The organism is Phytobacter cepae (genome assembly GCF_054165735.1).
On record NZ_CM135107.1, the window covers coordinates 3,659,738 to 3,676,980 of the forward strand.

Sequence of the window (17,243 nt, forward strand, 5' to 3'; positions counted from 1 at the left end):
CTCTCCCACAGGGAGAGGGCCGGGTGAGGGCAAAGGTTAATGTGCGCTTTTCGCCTGGGTCACAATCTCATCGAGATTTTCCGGCATCGGCTCATACGGGCGCTCTTGTGAGGTTGGCTTGTCGATTTTCAGCGACGCCATCGCTGTTTTCACCGAGTAAAACGCCAGCACCACAACCACCACCATAAAGAAAATGGTCAGCCCGGCATCCAGACGGTTATTGAATACCAACTGGGAAAGCTGAGACTGGGTGTACTGCGCCGGAATAGTACCACTGTCGATCATCGCCTGGAACTTATTGGCAATCGCCAGGAAGCCCACTTTCGCATCCGGGCTGAAGGCCTTCTGCCAGCCCGCGGTCAGGGTACAAATCAGCAGCCAGGCCGTCGGCACCAGCGCCACCCATGCGTAACGCTGACGCTTCATCTTGAACAGCACCACCGCGCAGAGCATCAACGCCATCCCGGCCAGCATCTGGTTTGCGATACCGAATAGCGGCCACAGGGTGTTAATGCCGCCCAGCGGATCGACCACCCCCTGGTGGAGGAAGTAACCCCAGGCCAGCACGCACAGCGCGGTGGCAATCAGGTTTGCCGGTAATGAGTCGGTGCGTTTGAGCCCCGGAGAGATCACCCCCAGCAGGTCCTGTAGCATAAAGCGTGCGGCACGGGTACCGGCATCGACCGCCGTCAGAATGAACAGTGCTTCGAACAGAATCGCAAAGTGATACCAGAACGACACATCCATCATGCCGCCCAGCGCACCGTGCAGAATGTACGCCATGCCCACCGCCAGCGTCGGCGCGCCGCCCGCACGGGAGATGATTGACTGTTCACCCACCTCGTCGGCAATGTTTTTCAACGCTTCCGGCGTGATGCTGAAGCCCCAGCTACTGACCACCTGGGCGGCAGATGCGACCACATCGGTGGTTCCCGCCGGTGCCAGCACCGCCATCGGGCTGTTCATCGCGAAGTAGACGCCCGGATCGATGATACAGGCCGAGACCAGCGCCATAATCGCCACGAACGATTCCATCAGCATGCCGCCGTAACCGATAAAGCAGGCCTGCCCTTCGTTCGCCAGCATCTTCGGCGTGGTGCCGGACGAGATCAGCGCATGGAAGCCAGACACCGCACCACAGGCGATGGTGATAAACAGGAACGGGAACAGGTTCCCCGTCCAGACCGGCCCGGTGCCGTCGACAAATTTCGTCAGCGCAGGCATGGTCAGGGTCGGGCGCATGATCAGAATGCCAATCGCCAGACCGATAATGGTGCCAATTTTCAGGAAGGTGGAGAGGTAGTCACGCGGTGCCAGCAGCAGCCAGACCGGCAATACTGCCGCCACGAAACCATAACCCACCAGCATCCAGGTCAACTGTACCCCGGTGAAATCAAAGAACGGGGCCCAGGTCGGGCTTTCCGCCACCCAGCCGCCGGAGATAATCGCGAAAATCAGGAAGAACAGGCCGATAACGGAAACTTCACCGATGCGCCCGGGACGCAGGTAGCGAATATAAATTCCCATGAAAATCGCCAGCGGGATGGTGAAGGCAACGGTATAGGTCCCCCACGGGCTGTGGGTCAGGGCTTTCACCACGATCATCGCCAGCACCGCGAGGATGATCACCATGATCATAAAGGTGGCCACCAGCGCAATCACCCCGGCAGTCGCGCCCATCTCTTCTTTAACCAGCTCCCCCAACGAGCGTCCATCGCGGCGGGTAGAAACGAACAGCACCATAAAGTCCTGCACCGCACCGGCGAGCACCACCCCGGCGAGGATCCAGATCATCCCCGGCAGGTAGCCCATCTGTGCTGCCAGCACCGGCCCCACCAAGGGCCCTGCCCCGGCAATCGCGGCAAAATGGTGACCGAACAGCACTTTCTTGTCGGTCGGAACGTAATCCAGCCCGTCGTTGTATTTCACAGCGGGGGTCATACGGGTCGGGTCGACGGCCAGTACGTTTTTGGCGATGTACAGGCCATAAAAACGATAGGCAATCAGATAGATACAGACTGCGGCAACGACTATCCACAGCGCGTTGATCTGCTCACCGCGGTTAAGCGCGATGTAGCCAAGAGCAAACGCCCCAACAACGGAGAGCAATGCCCAAATAAGGTATTTCCCTGAGTTATTCATAGCGATTATCCGTGTGCGTAAAAGTAAATGTTACATTTTGTTTCTAGAACACTTTGCGTGTTTTAACAACGTTGAAACATTGGAATTTCGCTATCAATCCGGGCATTTACTTCAGTGTGCTACGGGGATCACTTATAGGGCGTATTTGAATGAGTATGGGAGGAGAAGAATGAGAGGGGGAAGCGGGTTTGGATTTGGGGGGATGGTGCAGCCTGTTACCCTCACCCCAAAGGTTGAGGAATCCTCACAAAAATGCGAGCACGGACAGTCCCCTCTCCTCTTTGGGGAGAGGGTTAGGGTGAGGGGGAACATGCGGCTCTGATGGTCATTCCGTTCACCTTATGTTTCTTGCTTTTCTGTCACACCAGAACCCGTGAACGTGCCAGGGTGGCTCATCGCCACCACCCAGGCGACCCGGGCTCCCGGCAAAGAAAATCGCCACTGGCGCGGTCCACTTAGCTTCTCCTTCAGGCTAATCGGGGACGGGCGAAGGTAACGTCCGTGTAAAGTCGCCCTCGCCGCGCATCCCTGCGCGTCGCCCCGGCCTTACGGATACGCCTCATCGATTTTCAGCCGGACCCTGTCATCGCGGTGGCTGTTTTATTCTCATGCCGCAGCGTTATCGCTGTAAAACGTAATATTACCGGGGATTCCTCGCTTCTTTGAGGCAATGGCCAGGGCGAGGGGCAATCTCGCTACCCGATCACCGCCGTACTTAACCGGCAGGTGCAGCAGCGGCGGTCTCGCTCGTCGAAGACCACAATCTCCCAGCTCTGATGCTGTCGCCCCAGATGCAGCGGCCGACAAACAGCGCGAACCTTGCCCTGCGACACCGCGCGGTGATGGGTGGCGTTAAGCTCCGTTCCCACCACACACTGACCCTCCGCCGTCATCATGTACCCGGCCATTGATCCCAGGGTTTCGGCCAGCGCGGCGGAAGCGCCGCCGTGCAGCAGGCCAAAAGGCTGATGCGTGCGAGCATCGACCGGCATTTCAGCTTCCAGTACATCCTCGCCCAGGCGGGTATAGACAATGCCTAAATGCGCCACCATCGTGCTGGCACTGGTGGCATTGAGTTCATCCAGCGTTAGCGAGCGTTTCCAGATCATCTATGCCCCCAGCGTCGAGCCGCCATCCACCACGATATCCTGTAGCGTGATGTGGCTGGCGAAGTCGGATGCGAGAAACAAAATCGTGTTGGCGACCTCTTCCGGGCGGGCTATTTTCCCCAGCGGGATGCCGAGCTTGAACTGTTCGCCAAAACCCGCAATCCGCTTCTGCTCCGCATCACCGCTGGTCCAGAGGGTGCGCTGCATATCGGTATCAGTGGAGCCAGGGGAAACAAGGTTTGCCCGCACGCCGCTGGCCGCCAGCTCAAGCCCCACCGTCAGCGCCAGGCTTTTCAGCGCCGCTTTCGACGCGCCGTACGCGCTCATGCCAATACGCGGCGTGTGGGCCGCATCGGACGCCACGGTGACAATGGCCCCACCCTTCTGCTGGCGAAACTGCGCCATGGTCGCCTGAAAAAGATTAAACGCCCCGCCAACGTTAACCGCGAACGTCTGCTGCCAGTCATCCTGTGAGAGCGCATCCGTCGCCCCCATACGTAAAATACCCGCCGCGTTGACCAGAACATCCAGCCGCGAGCTCTGTGCGAGCACGCGCGGGCAGACCTGCGCGACCTGCTCAGCATCGGCGATGTCCAGCACTTCGGTGACAAAAGGATAATGTTCACCGTCAAAAGCCCGATCAAACCCCGTTACCTGCGCGCCCGCCTCAGTAAACGCCAGCGCCGTAGCGTAACCGATGCCTTTACCGGCCCCGGTCACCCACACCGTCTTCCCTGCGAAATCCATTATTTGACCTCGCGGGAGAGTAGCGCCCACCAGGCATCAATAGTCGGATTCTTCGCCAGCATGACAAAATCGATATCGCCATGCACTTTGCGCCAGCGCGCCGCGAGCGCCATCATGCGCACGGAGTCCAGACCGTAATCAATCAGGTTTTCATCGTCAAACGGCTCATCGGATTCATCCAGCAGCGGCAGAATCAGCGCGCGCAGGGCCGCTTTACTGGTCGGCACCGGCAACAACGCTTCGGTCATCACCACACGCCCTGAGCGGCCCGCGACATATTTCAACGACATCAAATGCTCTTCGCGACTGAAATCGGCCAACGCATCGGCCACCATAAACGGCTTGATATCACGCATAAAGGCGTCAGTGGCGGTGGTCATGCAGCCAATGTGCGAATACACACCGGTAATGATGAGCTGGTTACGCCCGCTCTCTTTCAGCATCTGCTCAAGCGGCGAGCGGTGAAAGGCGCTGTAACGCCACTTCACCAGCACCGTATCGTCTTCGTCTGGCGCAAGTGCGGCGACAATCTGCTGTTGCTCTGGCGAACGGGTTAAGCCCGGCCCCCACATGTCGTTGAGCAGCGCACGATCGTCATCGCTCTGATCTTTTGGCTGAGCGGTGTAATAGACCGGGATAGCGTGCTGCTTACAGAACTGGCGCAGGGCGGCAATGTTGGCGACCACCTTTTCCATCATCGGGCAGTTATCACCCCAAAAGTTGAGAAAATACTCCTGCATATCGTGAATCAACAAAGCAGCACGGTCAGGCTCAAAGGCCCACTGCACCTTATTATCAGGAATATCATTCGCGGTCGGCAGTGCGTACCCGGTCAGTTTTGGAATAGCCATGTTCTCTCCTCGTTACGCCTGCGTGCGTTGTGCCAGCGTCAGGCGTAATTGTTTCTTATCGACTTTGCCCACCGGGGTCAGCGGCAGCGCATCCAGACACTCAACGCGGTCCGGTAGTTTGAAATCAGCGACCCCCTGCTCGCGCAGGAAACGACGAATCTCCACCGCACGCACCGGGTGCTTCACCACCAGATACGCGCAGCTTTTTTCCCCCAGCAGGCTGTCTTCCATGCTGACCAGCGCGGCGTGGATCACCGCCTCATGACGCAGCAGTAAATTCTCAATCTCCTCGGCGGCGATCTTCTCACCGCCACGGTTGATCTGATCTTTCTCACGCCCCTGTACGGTGATGTAGCCCGCGTCATCAATAGAAATCAGGTCGCCAGAGCAGTAAAAACCGTTGGCATCAAAGGCGCTGGCGTTATGTTCCGGGCTGTTGAAGTAGCCACGGAAGGTGTACGGCCCGCGTGTCATCAGGCGTCCCACTTCGCCGCGCGGCAGGGCGTTGCCGTGCTCATCGGCGACCCAGACTTCATCGTCCGGGCACATCGGGCGGCCCTGGGTGTTGAAGATGCGCTCCGGGGTGTCGTCCAGCGCGGTGTAGTTCACCAACCCTTCTGCCATGCCGAAAACTTGCTGCAACTGGCAGCCAATCTCAGCCGGAATACGTGCTGCCAGCGTCGCAGGCAGACGCGCGCCGCCCACCTGCAACAGCGCGAGGGTAGAAAGCTGCGCGGGGTTCGCCCCTTCGCCAATCGCCTGAAGCCACAGGCTGACCGCAGGCGGCACCAGAGAGGTGACATTGATGCGGTGCTTTTCGATCAGCGGGAAGCAGAGCGTGGCGCTGGGATCGTTCGCCAGCACCACGCAACCGCCCGCCAGAAACACACCCAGCGATCCTGGGGAGCTCATCGCATAGTTGTGCGCGGCGGGCAGTGCGTTCAGGTAACGGGTCTCTGCCGTAATGGCGCAAATCTCGTTGCTGCGGCGAATACTGTAGTAATAGTCGTTATGAGTACGCGGAATCAGCTTCGGCGTGCCGGTGCTGCCGCCGGAGAGCTGGAAAAAGGCCACTTCATCCGCCGGGGTCGGCGTTTCTATGAAACGCGCTGCCGGGGCTGCGATTGCCGCCGTTAACGATTTTTCACTGCTGTCGTTGAGGAACAACGAGACACGCAGCGAAGCATGTTCAGCGATGAACGCCTGGCAGAGTGCATCGGTTGCAAAGCGCGCATGTGCGCGGTCAGCAATCAGCAACGCCGGTTTGATTTGTGCGGCGTAAGCATTCAGTTCACTGCGCTGATGGCTAAAGAGCGCATTCACCGGGGCGACGCCGATTTTCAGTAGCGCAAAAAAGGTGATGTAAAACTCCGCCACGTTGCCAAGCTGCACCAGTGCGGTCTCGCCACGCTGAATGCCCAGCCATTGCAGCCTGCTTGCCAGATTGTCAGAAGCCTGATGCAACTGTTGATAGGTAAACGTGCGCTCACCGTCAATCACCGCCACCGCATCACTCTCTGCGTGACGGGTCAGCATGTCGGTCATCGGCAAATCCAGCCAGTAACCTTTTTCGCGGTAACGTGTGGCGAATTCATCCGGCCAACGGGTAAAGGGAACGGTCATCATCACTCCTTAATGCAGGCCAAAAACGTTAAGCATGGTGGTCAGTTTGACGCCGGTTTCGCGCCACTCTCCCGCCGGGGAAGAGGCAGGCACAATGCCTGCACCGGCAAATAAGCGAACACGGTTTTCATGAATCCGCGCGCAGCGAATGGTCACCACCCACTCGCCGTTACCGTCGGCGTCGCACCAGCCAACGATGCCGCCAAACAGCTCGCGCTCAAACGGTTCCAGTTCGGCAATCCACTTTTTCGCCACCTGATGCGGGAAACCGCTCAGGGCTGGCGTCGGGTGCAGCAGGCAGGCCAGCGTCAGGGCGGTTTCGCCCTTCTGTGCCGTGCCTTCAATCGGGGTTGCGAGGTGCCACAAGGTAGGCGTGGTCACCAGTTGGGGAGAGTCCGGCAGGCTCAGGTTACGGCTACGCGCCTGCAATACCTGCTTCATGGCCTGAGTCACCAGCGCATGTTCATGTCTGTCTTTTTCAGAGGCCAGCAGCCTGTTACCCGCTTCACGGTCGAGCATGTCATCGGGCTGGCGGCGCGCGGAACCGGCGAGCGGCAGCGAACTGAAGTGTTCGCCGTCCTTACGCAGCAGCAGTTCCGGGCTGGCACCTAACAGTGCGCCACCGCTGCTGAGCGGCACGTGGAAGTTAAAGCTCGCCGGGTTCTGGGCTATCAGACGCTCCAGCAGGATGCCGCTGTCGATACGGGCGTCGGTAGCGATATCAATCAAACGCGAGAGGACAATCTTATCCACCTCGGGGGTGGCCGTCAGTGCCGCGCCCCTGGCAACCATGTCCATAAAGACATCCTGGGGAGGAATTTCCTTACGCGAGGTGACATCCGGGGTATCGTGCCCGGAGAAGTATCGGGAGGATCGCTGCTTAGACGGGCGCGAAAAGGTCTGCCACGAAGCCGGAATAAAGAGTTCAGAAGGTTGGGTCGTGTCAAAAGGAATGGCACCCACCACGACCGGGTTCGCGATGCCCTGCGCTTTCGCCCTGGCAAAAGCCTGCGTCAGCGTTTGCTGGAACCGGCTTTCCGCGCTCTCCCCTTCCACGGCAGGTTCACTGATACGGGCAACGCACCCGGAGGTCGTGAAGCTGCGGAACGGTGACATAAAGAAAAACTGGTCCGCTGCCAGCGTTTTTGTCGTCTGCTGGACGTCCTCAGCCAGTGACGTATCCATATCATCCTCCAGAAATGATAAATAAATTACGAATGATTATCATTTGAATTTCGGTCGATAAAGCTAATGGTATTGCTCTGGTGTGTCAACCGCAGTGCATTGTGCTCTTCGCGCTAACGCTTGCATCCGTCACCGTCAACGATGAAAATGAGAAGCATTAACCTCAACAAAATCAGGATGCGATGTTGTGACTCTTCCTTTTCTTTGCCGTAAGCCCCTTATCATGCTGGGCATTTTTGTTTTAGGACTTACCTCAGCGATGGCCGCAGACTGGCCGCGTCAGGTCACCGACAGCAAAGGCACCCACACGCTTGAACAAAAACCGCTGCGTATCGTCTCGACCAGCGTCACGCTGACCGGTTCGCTGCTGGCGATTGACGCGCCGGTTATTGCCAGCGGGGCAACCACGCCGAATAACCGTTTTGCCGACGATCAGGGCTTCCTGCGCCAATGGAGCGAGGTGGCAAAAAAACGCAACGTTGCACGCATCTACATCGGTGAACCCAATGCGGAAGCCGTTGCCGCGCAAATGCCGGACCTGATCCTCATCAGCGCCACCGGCGGCGACTCCGCGCTCTCGCTCTACGATCAGCTCTCAACCATCGCGCCGACGCTGGTCATCAACTACGACGACAAAAGCTGGCAAGCGTTGCTGACCCAACTGGGCACCATCACCGGCCAGGAAAAACAGGCCGCCGCGCGCGTGGCTGAATTTAATCAGCAACTGGCAGAGGTGAAGGCGAAAATGACCCTGCCGCCACAGCCAGTTACCGCGCTGGTTTACAATCCGGGTGCGCACAATGCCAACCTCTGGACCCAGGACTCGGCGCAGGGCAAGCTACTGGCTCAATTAGGTTTTACGCTCGCCACGCTGCCGCAAGGGCTTAACACCAGCAAAAGCCAGGGCAAGCGCCATGACATCGTGCAATTGGGCGGCGAAAACCTCGCCAGCGGCCTGAACGGTGAAGCCCTGTTCCTGTTCGCCAGCGATCAGAAAGATGCGGACGAACTCAATGCCAACCCGCTGCTCGCCCATCTCACTGCCGTGCAGAACAAACGGGTCTATGCGCTGGGGTCAGAAACCTTCCGTCTGGATTACTACAGCGCGACCCGCGTGTTGCAGCGCCTGTCAGCTCTGTTCGGTTAAGACGTTACGGGCTGCTGCCGGAAACGGCGCAGCTCGCTCAGCACCAGCAGCAGTAGTGCCCCGACTACCGCCAGCGCGAAGCCACTGCTGCTGGCGGACGCCGCCGGAGTCATCACCACGCCCAGCCCACCTAACAGCGCTGCACCGATGGCGTCACCGGTGACGTTCTGCGCCGTCCACAGACCGTTAATACGCCCGAGCATCGACTCCGGGGTTTGCGTCTGGATAAGGGTATATTGCAGTAGCGAACTGATGGCGCTCAGCCAGCCAAACAGCACCAGGAACAGCGCCCCCAACGTCCAGTGAGGCATCAGGCTAAACAGCCCGATGGCGATAAATGCTCCCACGCTTGCGCCCAGCATCAGCAGGCCAGGCCGTAAATGATGCGCCAGCCGCCCGCTGGTTAACGCCCCCGCTGCGGCGCCGAGCGGGATAGCCGCGTACAGCAGGCCAATCTGTGCCGCCGACATCTGCCAGCTCATCGCCAACGCCGGATAGAGCACGCGCACGGCGCTGGCCATTGTCAGCAGGGCGCCAAGCAGCGCAATCCCGCCAATCAACGGGCTGCTGAGCAGAAAACGAAAGCCTGCCACCAGCGAGGTGAAGGGGTGTTCACGCGCCTGCGGTGGCGGTGGCAACAGCGGCAAACCGAGCAGCGGAATCAGGGTAATAAACGACCCCGCCGCCGCCAGACCGTAGTTCCATGCCACGCCGCCGGTAGCCAGCAGTAAACCGCCGCACATCGGGGAGATAACCGAACCCAGGCGCACGGTCAGCATGGTAATCGCCCCGGCCTGCATGAGATTTTCACGCCCTACCAGCGCAGGCGTGGCCGCCAACAGGGCTGTCACGCCAAGCGAGGCGAAGAAACCGTCCCACACGCCGAGCAGGTAAATCGCCAGCAGCGAGGGTTCAGGCAGCAGTGCGTTGAGCCATAAGCCGATAAAGCCCACCCCGCAGGTGCTGCGGGCAATAAGAATCAATTTTTTACGTTCGTAACGGTCAGCCAGTACGCCCCCCGCCATCAACCCCACAAACATGGCGCTGCCGGTCAGGGTGACGGCAAGGCCCACCTGCCAGCTTGAATGGGTCATTGCCTGAATCTGTACTGGCACGGCAACGCCCAGTAAACCCAGCGATAAAATGGAGATAAAACGGGCGAGAAACACGGCGCGGAAGGCCGGATGCGTTCGCAAGAGGCTGACGTTCAGCAGCCAGGATTGTTGCTTCATTACAACGCCTTAACATGAACTTTTTTTATTCATTCCAGGGCGTGCATGGTAACATACACAAACAAGATCGATAACGATAATTACTATCATTATCAAGTCAGGAACGTATTATGTCGTCTTCCCCTTCCCCGACGCGCGTGCTTACCGTGGTCGGGTTATTGATATTGCTGGTTTTAGCAATGACACTCAGCCTCTTTCTTGGCGCAAAGGCCATGACTCCCGCCGTGGTGCTGGATGCCCTGTCTGGCACCTGTCAAAGCGCTGACTGCACCATCATTCGTGATGCCCGTTTACCGCGCACCCTTGCCGGGTTACTGGCAGGCGGGGCACTGGGCATCGCTGGCGCATTAATGCAAACCCTGACGCGCAACCCGCTTGCGGATCCGGGCCTGCTGGGCGTGAATTCCGGCGCCAGCTTCGCCATCGTGGTGGGCGCAGCGCTGTTTGGCGCGGCGTCTCCGGTCGAACAGCTTGGGCTGGCCTTTTGCGGCGCGTTCAGCGCCTCGTTACTGGTGGCCTTCACCGGCAGTGCGGGCGGCGGGCAGCTCAGTCCGGTGCGTCTGACCCTGGCGGGCGTGGCGCTGGCAGCCGTACTCGAAGGGCTCTCCAGCGGTATTTCATTACTCAATGCCGATGTTTATGACCAGTTGCGTTTCTGGCAGGCCGGTTCGCTGGACATTCGCACCTTGCAAACGCTCAAAATCGTGCTGATTCCCGTGCTGCTGGCGGCGGGGGCGGCACTGCTGTCAAGCCGCGCGCTGAACAGCCTGAGCCTGGGCACCGACACCGCCACCGCACTCGGCAGTAAAGTCGCCCGCACGCAGTTGCTGGGGCTGATTGCCATTACCGTGCTGTGCGGCAGCGCCACGGCGGTGGTGGGGCCGATTGCGTTTATCGGTCTGATGATGCCGCATCTGGCACGCTGGCTGGTGGGAGCCGACCACCGCTGGTCATTGCCGGTGACGCTCATTGCCACGCCAACGTTACTGCTGTTTGCCGATATCCTGGGTCGCTTTCTGGTGCCGGGCGAGTTACGCGTCTCGGTGGTCAGCGCCTTTATCGGCGCACCGGTGCTGATTGTGCTGGTGCGGCGCATCCGCGGAGGTGGCCTGTGACCTCCCCTTCCCGCCGTCTGCTGTTGAGCTGTTTGCTGATGATCCTCGTCAGTGTTGCGTTGGCCGTCTGGGGGCTGCGCAGCGGTGCAGTGATGCTCAGCGTCAGCCAGGTTATGGACGCGCTGGGAGGCAACGCCCCCCGCGCCATGCAACGGGTGGTCACCGAATGGCGTTTACCGCGCGTGTTTATAGCCCTGCTGGTGGGTGCCGCGCTGGGTGTCAGTGGCGCGATTTTCCAGTCGCTGATGCGTAACCCGCTTGGCAGCCCGGATGTGATGGGCTTTAACACCGGCGCGTGGAGCGGCGTGCTGGTGGCGATGGTGTTTTACGGGCAGAGTCTTACCGCGATTGCGCTGGCGGCAATGGGGGGCGGGATTATCACCTCGGTTATCGTCTGGCTGCTGGCGTGGCGCAACGGCATCGAGACCTTTCGTCTCATCATCGTCGGCATCGGGGTGCGCGCCATGCTGGTGGCGTTCAACACCTGGCTGTTGATGCATGCCTCACTGGAGACCGCGCTCTCCGCCGGGTTGTGGAACGCTGGCTCGCTTAACGGTCTGACCTGGGCGAAAACGCTGCCCTCGGTGCCGGTGATTATCGCGATGTTTGTTTTTGCGACCCTGCTTTCTCGCCGCCTGCGCCTGCTGGAGATGGGGGATGACAGCGCCTGTGCGCTGGGGGTGAGCGTGGAACGTTCGCGCCTGCTGCTGATGCTGGTCGCCGTGATGCTGACCGCCGCCTCGACCGCGCTTGCCGGCCCCATCTCGTTTATCGCGCTGGTCGCGCCGCACATTGCCCGCCGTCTGAGCGCCACCGCGCGCTGGGGGCTGACCCAGTCGGCACTCTGCGGTGCGGTGCTGCTGTTGCTGGCAGACATCTGCGCGCAGCGGCTGTTTATCCCTTATCAGTTACCCGTGGGCGTCGTCACCGTCAGCCTCGGTGGCATTTACCTTATCGCCTTGTTGATTCAGGAGTCCCGCAAAAAATGACCGATACAGCAGCCCGTTTGCGTGGCGAAGCCTTAACCCTGGGCTACGGTAAGAAAATTGTTGCCACGGACTTAAGCGTGGCTATCCCCAATGGGCACTTCACCGCCATTATCGGCCCTAACGGCTGCGGGAAATCGACGCTGCTACGCACCCTGAGCCGCCTGATGGCGCCGGAACAGGGGCATATTTATCTTGATGGCGAGCAGATCCAGCGCTATGCCAGCAAAGAGGTCGCCCGCCGTGTCGGTCTGCTGGCGCAGAATGCGACGACCCCGGGAGATATTACCGTGCAGGAGCTGGTGGCGCGCGGGCGTTACCCTCATCAGCCGCTGTTTACCCGCTGGCGAAAAGAAGATGAAGAGGCGGTCACCCGCGCCATGCGTGCAACCGGCGTGGACAGTCTGGCAACCCAGAGTGTGGATACGCTTTCCGGTGGTCAACGCCAGCGCGCCTGGATTGCAATGGTACTGGCGCAGGAAACCGCCATTATGCTGCTGGATGAACCAACGACCTGGCTCGATATCAGTTATCAGATTGATTTACTGGAGCTACTAAGCGACCTCAACCGTGAGCAGGGGTATACGCTGGCGGCGGTGCTGCACGATCTCAACCAGGCCTGCCGTTACGCCACCCATTTGATTGCGCTGCGCGACGGCAAGATTGTGGCCCAGGGGGCACCGAAAGAGATTGTTACCCCAGAGCTGATTGAAGCGGTGTATGGGTTGCGCTGTTTGATTATTGAGGACCCGGTGGCGCATACGCCACTGGTGGTGCCGTTGGGTAAATATGCGGGGTGAGCCCCCTCACCCTAACCCTCTCCCTCAGGGAGAGGGAACCGTTTAGTGCGGTTTGTCAGTACGTTTCTCCCTCACGTTTTCCAGCGATAACACCGCGCAATGAGAACACAACAGTCACCGCGATGACTGGGTCCGGCTGAAAATCGGCGAAGCGTATCCGTAAGGCCGGGGCGACGCGCAGGGATGCGCGGCGAGGGCGACTTTACACGGACGTTACCTTCGCCCGTCCCCGATAAGCCTGAAGGAGAAGCTGAGTGGACCGCGCCAGCGGCGATTTTCCTGGCCGGGAGCCCGGGTCGCCAGGGTGGTGGCGGTGAGCCACCCTGGCACGTTCACGGGTTCTGGCGCTACAGAAAAGCAAGGAACATAAGGTGAACGGAAATACCCTCAGAGCAGCATGTTGCTCCTAACCATGACACGTTCCCCTCACCCCAACAACTCCCGCAGCACCGGGCCGATGGACGCAAACGCCTGCGGAGAAATGATATCCACATGCGCGCAATCCTGACGGTACACCTCTAACTCATCTACCCACGGTGACCAGGCGGTGTGAGGGTCCATTCCTTTAGGTAGCGTGCGTTCGGCGACAAACAGCGTCGCTTTGCCGGCAAAGTGCGCACTGTGTGCGGTGGTCAGCAAGCGAACCGCGTCGCCATAGTTGCCCTCAATAGTGGCAAACATCTCGCTCGATCCCTGGCCTTGCTGAGCGGCGATAAACGCCTGACGCTCGCGCTCAATCTCTGCCAGCACCTCCGGGTCGAGGCCGTTTGCCTCTTTTTCTGCCCAATTCTGTGTTTCCGGCGGCCAGGTATCCAGCAGCCCCAGGAATGCTACCGTTTCACCACGCGCCCGCAGTCGGGCGGCAATCCCCTGCGCCAGCGTGCCGCCCAGCGAGTAACCAAACAGGTGATAAGGCCCGTGCGGTTGCGCTTTCAGCAAGGTGGCAAGATGGTGCTCGCACACGTCGTCCAGGTTCGCTGCCTGCTGCATTGGCCCTTCGGGGCGTGGCGACTGAATGCCGGAAATCGCCCAACGGGGCGAGAGATAACGCGCCAGCACGCTGAACTGCCAGGCAAAGCCGGAAGCCGGGTGGAAGCAGAATAGGGTCGGCCCCTTTCCTTCGCGCAGCGGCAGCAGCGTCTCCAGCCCCATACGGCTGTCGAGAGCATCCTGCGTCACCAAATGCGCCAGCTTCTCCACGGTGGAGGCCACCATGATCTGCCCCGGCGTCACATGGCGTTCAAAGCGTTTGCTGAGCAGTGCCGCAAGGCGCATCGCCAGCAGCGAGTGGCCGCCGAGGGCAAAGAAATCGGCTTGTGCATCACGTACTTCGCAGCCCAGCAGCGCTGAGAACGCCTCTGCCACTTCGGTTTCAGCACCCACGGCCAGCGGGCGGGCAGCTTTTTCACGTACCGGCGTCGGTAAAGGCAGGGCTTTGCGGTCCAGCTTGCCGTTGGCGCTGAGCGGCAACTCACTCAGTTGCAACAGGACAACCGGCACCATATGTGGCGGAAGCTGCTGCGCCAGCTTCTCGCGAAGTGCGGTGACATCGAGCGGCAGGCCTGAGTCAGAGACCAGATAGCCCACCAGTTGACGCGCATCGCCGCCCCCGGCCAATGCCTGATTGAACACGCAGGCATGGGTGACCGCCTGGGCCACATCCGGCAGGCCCTGCAACGCCCGGTCAATGTCACCGAGTTCGATACGCTGACCGCGAATTTTAAGCTGATCGTCGCTACGGCCAAGGTATTCCACCGCGCCGTTGTTCAGCCAGCGCGCTACGTCACCGGTGCGGTACATCCGCTCACCGGGGGCAAAGGGATCGGCGATAAAGCGGCTGGCGGTGAGGTCTGGCCGCCCCAGATACCCCTGCGCCAGTTGGATGCCGGTCAGGTACAAATCCCCGGCCACGCCTGGCGGAACCGGCTGCATCATGCCGTCAAGGATACGCAGCCCGGTGTTCCATACCGGGAAGCCAATCGGCACGCTGGTGCCGCTTACCGCCGCCAGCGTCTCACCGTGGGCCGGGTACCAACTCACGTCCACCGCCGCTTCCGTCGGGCCATACAGGTTGTGGAGCGGCGCGTGGGTCAGTTGCTCCCACTCCCGGCAGAGTTGGGCGGGCAGCGCTTCGCCGCTACAGAATACCTTGTTCAAGGTGTGGCAGGTTTCCCGTGCGCTGTCCGGGGTGAGGGAAGCCACAAAGGCTGCCAGCATCGAGGGCACAAAGTGGGTGGTCGTCACGCCAAAGCGGGCGAAGAACTGCTGGAGCGCCAGCGGATCGCGGTGCGCTTCAGGTTCCGCCATCACCAGTTGCGCCCCGGCGATAAACGGCCACCAGAACTCCCACACCGAGACGTCAAAACTGCACGGTGTCTTCTGCGCCACCACATCCTGCGCATTCAGCGGATAGTGATTTTGCATCCACAACAGGCGGTTAACGATGGCGGTCTGCCCGACCATCACCCCTTTCGGTCGCCCGGTCGAGCCGGAGGTAAAGATGATGTAGGCAGTATGCTCCGGGCGGGACAGCGCCAGGGGTTCACTGCCCTTAAGATCAAGCGGCGCGCCGTAACACAGGTACGCCAGGTGTGGAATATCACTGAAACGAGCAAGCTGATCCTCAGAGGTAATCAGCAAGCGCGGTTTTGCATCTTCCAGCATCGTACGCAGCCGCTCGTCCGGGTAACCGGTGTCGAGCGGCAGCCAGGCTGCACCGGCCTCCACAATGCCGTGCAGCGCCAGCGTCAGAAAGACCGAGCGCGGCAGCGCGACGGCGACGCTGTCGCCCGGCCTGACGCCCTTCTCACGCAACAGGTTTGCCAGCGCCACCACCTGTTCACGCATCTCGCGGTAGCTGAACTGCCAGCGCGCATCGGCCAGCGCCGGGGCATTCGGGGTTTTCGCCGCCTGCTGCGCCACTAATTCACTCAGGGTGGTCACTGGCAGCATGACGCCGGTGGCGTTAATTTTTTCCAGTTGCTGCACATCCTGCACCGAAACCAGCCGGGCATCGCCGCAACGCAGCAGGGGGTTCGCGGCAAACTGGCGGAGTAAATCGGGCAGACGTGCCGCGTGAGCCGAAAGCGTGGCCTCTTCATAGCGACTGCGGTTCGCCAGCACTTCCAGAGTCAGGCCGCCCTCCTCGTGCGGGAAAAGCGCGATTTCCAGATCGTTAACCGGTCCGGTCGCCAGCGTATGGGTTTGCCCGGCAATCCCGTCCACATCCAGCAGATAGTCGAACATTTTGACGTTAAATACCGGGCCGTACAGCGGCTCATCTCCCGCCGCGCGTCCGGTGTCGCGCAGAATTTGTTCCGCATCATAGCGCTGATGGCGGCGCATCTTTTTCAGTTGCCCGGCAAGGCTTGTCGCCAGTTCCGCCAGGGTCTGGCCAGGGTTAATGTGCACACCGAGCGGCAGCACATTGAGCACCGGGCCGGTAGCGGTCAGTGCGGCTGAGCCCATCCGCCGCATAAAAATAAACCCGGCGGCATAGTCAGGGCGGCTGCTGAGTCGGCCTAACCACAATGCCACCAGCGCCAGCGCCAGATCGGCAGGCTGACAGCCAGGTATAGCCTGCGTCAGACGACGAAATGCCGATGGGTCGAGGTCCTGCTTCAGACGCAAAATGTCGGTGGTCGCAGCACGCCCCGGCAGCGGCGCACCCGAGAGCGAACCAGCGGCGGGAAGTGTGCGTTTGTGTTCAGACCAGAAGGCTTTATCCCGCTGCCAGGCGTCGCTATCGCGGTAGCGCTGATATTCGTCCACCACTTCAGCAAACGGGGTAAAGGGGGAATCTGGCAGGGGGGCATCGTGGCGCATAGCGCGGTAAATGGCGGCAATCTGGCGGGTAATAGCCGGGAAACTGAAGCCATCGACCAGTAAATGGTGATAGCGCTGATACCAGTACCAGCGGGTGTCGGTCACCTGAATAAGGGCATGATGGGCGAGCGGTTTACCGCCGTCCACGCGCAGATTTTGCGCCAGATCCGCGTTCATCAGCGCCAGGGCCGCCGCGTGCGCATCAGGCTCAGCACGTAAATCGACACGCTGCGGCAGCGGGAAGGTCTGCGTGTCATCAACCCACTGCCAGACCTCTCCGTTGTCCTCAACGAAGCGCAGCCGCAGGGTATCCGCCTGCTGCATACCTTTAACAATCGCCTGCGCCAGTAATGGGGCATCCAGCATGCCTTCCAGCTCCACATAGTGCGCCACGCTCCAGGCGTTGGGCAGCGTGGAGAGTTTTTCTGCCATCCAGATCCCCGGCTGTGCGGCAACCAGGGGGTATCGAGTGGTCATCCGC

Annotated in this window: 12 protein-coding genes; 4 read left to right on the forward strand and 8 right to left on the reverse strand. The window is 60.2% G+C overall.

Features of this window, described 5'->3' with window-relative positions:
- Positions 1-36: 36 nt before the first annotated feature.
- The 6 genes from cstA to entC form a co-directional block, all read right to left on the reverse strand.
- On the reverse strand, positions 37-2,142 hold the full coding sequence (cstA, locus tag ACUY4Q_RS17240) for a pyruvate/proton symporter CstA (protein ID WP_458043932.1): 2,106 nt from the start codon (positions 2,140-2,142) through the stop codon (positions 37-39).
- Positions 2,143-2,837: 695 nt separating this feature from the next.
- Positions 2,838-3,251, reverse strand: coding sequence for a proofreading thioesterase EntH (gene entH, locus ACUY4Q_RS17245; protein ID WP_458043933.1), 414 nt, complete (start codon positions 3,249-3,251; stop codon positions 2,838-2,840).
- Positions 3,252-3,998, reverse strand: a complete 747-nt coding sequence (entA, locus tag ACUY4Q_RS17250; protein ID WP_458043934.1) for a 2,3-dihydro-2,3-dihydroxybenzoate dehydrogenase EntA — start codon at positions 3,996-3,998, stop codon at positions 3,252-3,254.
- Positions 3,998-4,849, reverse strand: coding sequence for an isochorismatase (locus ACUY4Q_RS17255; RefSeq protein WP_458043935.1), 852 nt, complete (start codon positions 4,847-4,849; stop codon positions 3,998-4,000). The genes entA and ACUY4Q_RS17255 overlap by 1 nt, the downstream gene beginning before the upstream one ends.
- 12 nt (positions 4,850-4,861) lie before the next feature.
- Entirely contained in the window at positions 4,862-6,472 is a 1,611-nt protein-coding gene (locus tag ACUY4Q_RS17260) for a (2,3-dihydroxybenzoyl)adenylate synthase (RefSeq protein WP_458047375.1), read from the reverse strand.
- Positions 6,473-6,481: 9 nt separating this feature from the next.
- Positions 6,482-7,657: an isochorismate synthase EntC gene (gene entC / locus ACUY4Q_RS17265; RefSeq protein ID WP_458043936.1), complete on the reverse strand. Its 1,176-nt coding sequence runs from the start codon at positions 7,655-7,657 to the stop codon at positions 6,482-6,484.
- Positions 7,658-7,844: 187 nt separating this feature from the next.
- Here entC and fepB point away from each other — a divergent pair, with 187 nt between their 5' ends.
- Positions 7,845-8,804 (forward strand): Fe2+-enterobactin ABC transporter substrate-binding protein, encoded by a 960-nt coding sequence (fepB, locus tag ACUY4Q_RS17270; protein WP_458043937.1) that lies wholly within the window; start codon positions 7,845-7,847, stop codon positions 8,802-8,804.
- Here fepB and entS read toward each other — a convergent pair.
- Positions 8,801-10,036, reverse strand: a complete 1,236-nt coding sequence (gene entS / locus ACUY4Q_RS17275) for an enterobactin transporter EntS (protein ID WP_458043938.1) — start codon at positions 10,034-10,036, stop codon at positions 8,801-8,803. The genes fepB and entS overlap by 4 nt on opposite strands.
- 110 nt (positions 10,037-10,146) lie before the next feature.
- Between entS and fepD the strand changes: the two genes are divergently transcribed.
- The 3 genes from fepD to fepC are packed head-to-tail and all read left to right on the forward strand — an operon-like array spanning position 10,147 to position 12,937.
- Complete coding sequence (gene fepD, locus ACUY4Q_RS17280) at positions 10,147-11,151, forward strand: Fe(3+)-siderophore ABC transporter permease (protein WP_458043939.1); 1,005 nt, start codon at positions 10,147-10,149, stop codon at positions 11,149-11,151.
- 38 nt (positions 11,152-11,189) lie between these two features.
- Positions 11,190-12,140, forward strand: a complete 951-nt coding sequence (gene fepG / locus ACUY4Q_RS17285) for an iron-enterobactin ABC transporter permease (protein ID WP_458047376.1) — start codon at positions 11,190-11,192, stop codon at positions 12,138-12,140.
- On the forward strand, positions 12,137-12,937 hold the full coding sequence (gene fepC, locus ACUY4Q_RS17290) for an iron-enterobactin ABC transporter ATP-binding protein (RefSeq protein WP_458043940.1): 801 nt from the start codon (positions 12,137-12,139) through the stop codon (positions 12,935-12,937). The genes fepG and fepC overlap by 4 nt, the downstream gene beginning before the upstream one ends.
- Before the next feature lie 426 nt (positions 12,938-13,363).
- Here the strand turns inward: fepC and entF are convergent, their stop codons facing one another.
- Positions 13,364-17,239: an enterobactin non-ribosomal peptide synthetase EntF gene (entF, locus tag ACUY4Q_RS17295; protein WP_458043941.1), complete on the reverse strand. Its 3,876-nt coding sequence runs from the start codon at positions 17,237-17,239 to the stop codon at positions 13,364-13,366.
- Positions 17,240-17,243: the final 4 nt, after the last annotated feature.

Bases quoted from the DNA above. Each gene is read 5' to 3' on its own strand.
- fepG (WP_458047376.1), top strand. From the start codon at position 11,190: ATGATCCTCGTCAGTGTTGCGTTGGCCGTCTGGGGGCTGCGCAGCGGT.
- entF (WP_458043941.1), bottom strand. From the start codon at position 17,239: ATGACCACTCGATACCCCCTGGTTGCCGCACAGCCGGGGATCTGGATG.
- entS (WP_458043938.1), bottom strand. From the start codon at position 10,036: ATGAAGCAACAATCCTGGCTGCTGAACGTCAGCCTCTTGCGAACGCAT.
- entA (WP_458043934.1), bottom strand. From the start codon at position 3,998: ATGGATTTCGCAGGGAAGACGGTGTGGGTGACCGGGGCCGGTAAAGGC.
- cstA (WP_458043932.1), bottom strand. From the start codon at position 2,142: ATGAATAACTCAGGGAAATACCTTATTTGGGCATTGCTCTCCGTTGTT.
- ACUY4Q_RS17255 (WP_458043935.1), bottom strand. From the start codon at position 4,849: ATGGCTATTCCAAAACTGACCGGGTACGCACTGCCGACCGCGAATGAT.
- fepD (WP_458043939.1), top strand. From the start codon at position 10,147: ATGTCGTCTTCCCCTTCCCCGACGCGCGTGCTTACCGTGGTCGGGTTA.
- entC (WP_458043936.1), bottom strand. From the start codon at position 7,657: ATGGATACGTCACTGGCTGAGGACGTCCAGCAGACGACAAAAACGCTG.
- fepC (WP_458043940.1), top strand. From the start codon at position 12,137: ATGACCGATACAGCAGCCCGTTTGCGTGGCGAAGCCTTAACCCTGGGC.
- entH (WP_458043933.1), bottom strand. From the start codon at position 3,251: ATGATCTGGAAACGCTCGCTAACGCTGGATGAACTCAATGCCACCAGT.
- ACUY4Q_RS17260 (WP_458047375.1), bottom strand. From the start codon at position 6,472: ATGACCGTTCCCTTTACCCGTTGGCCGGATGAATTCGCCACACGTTAC.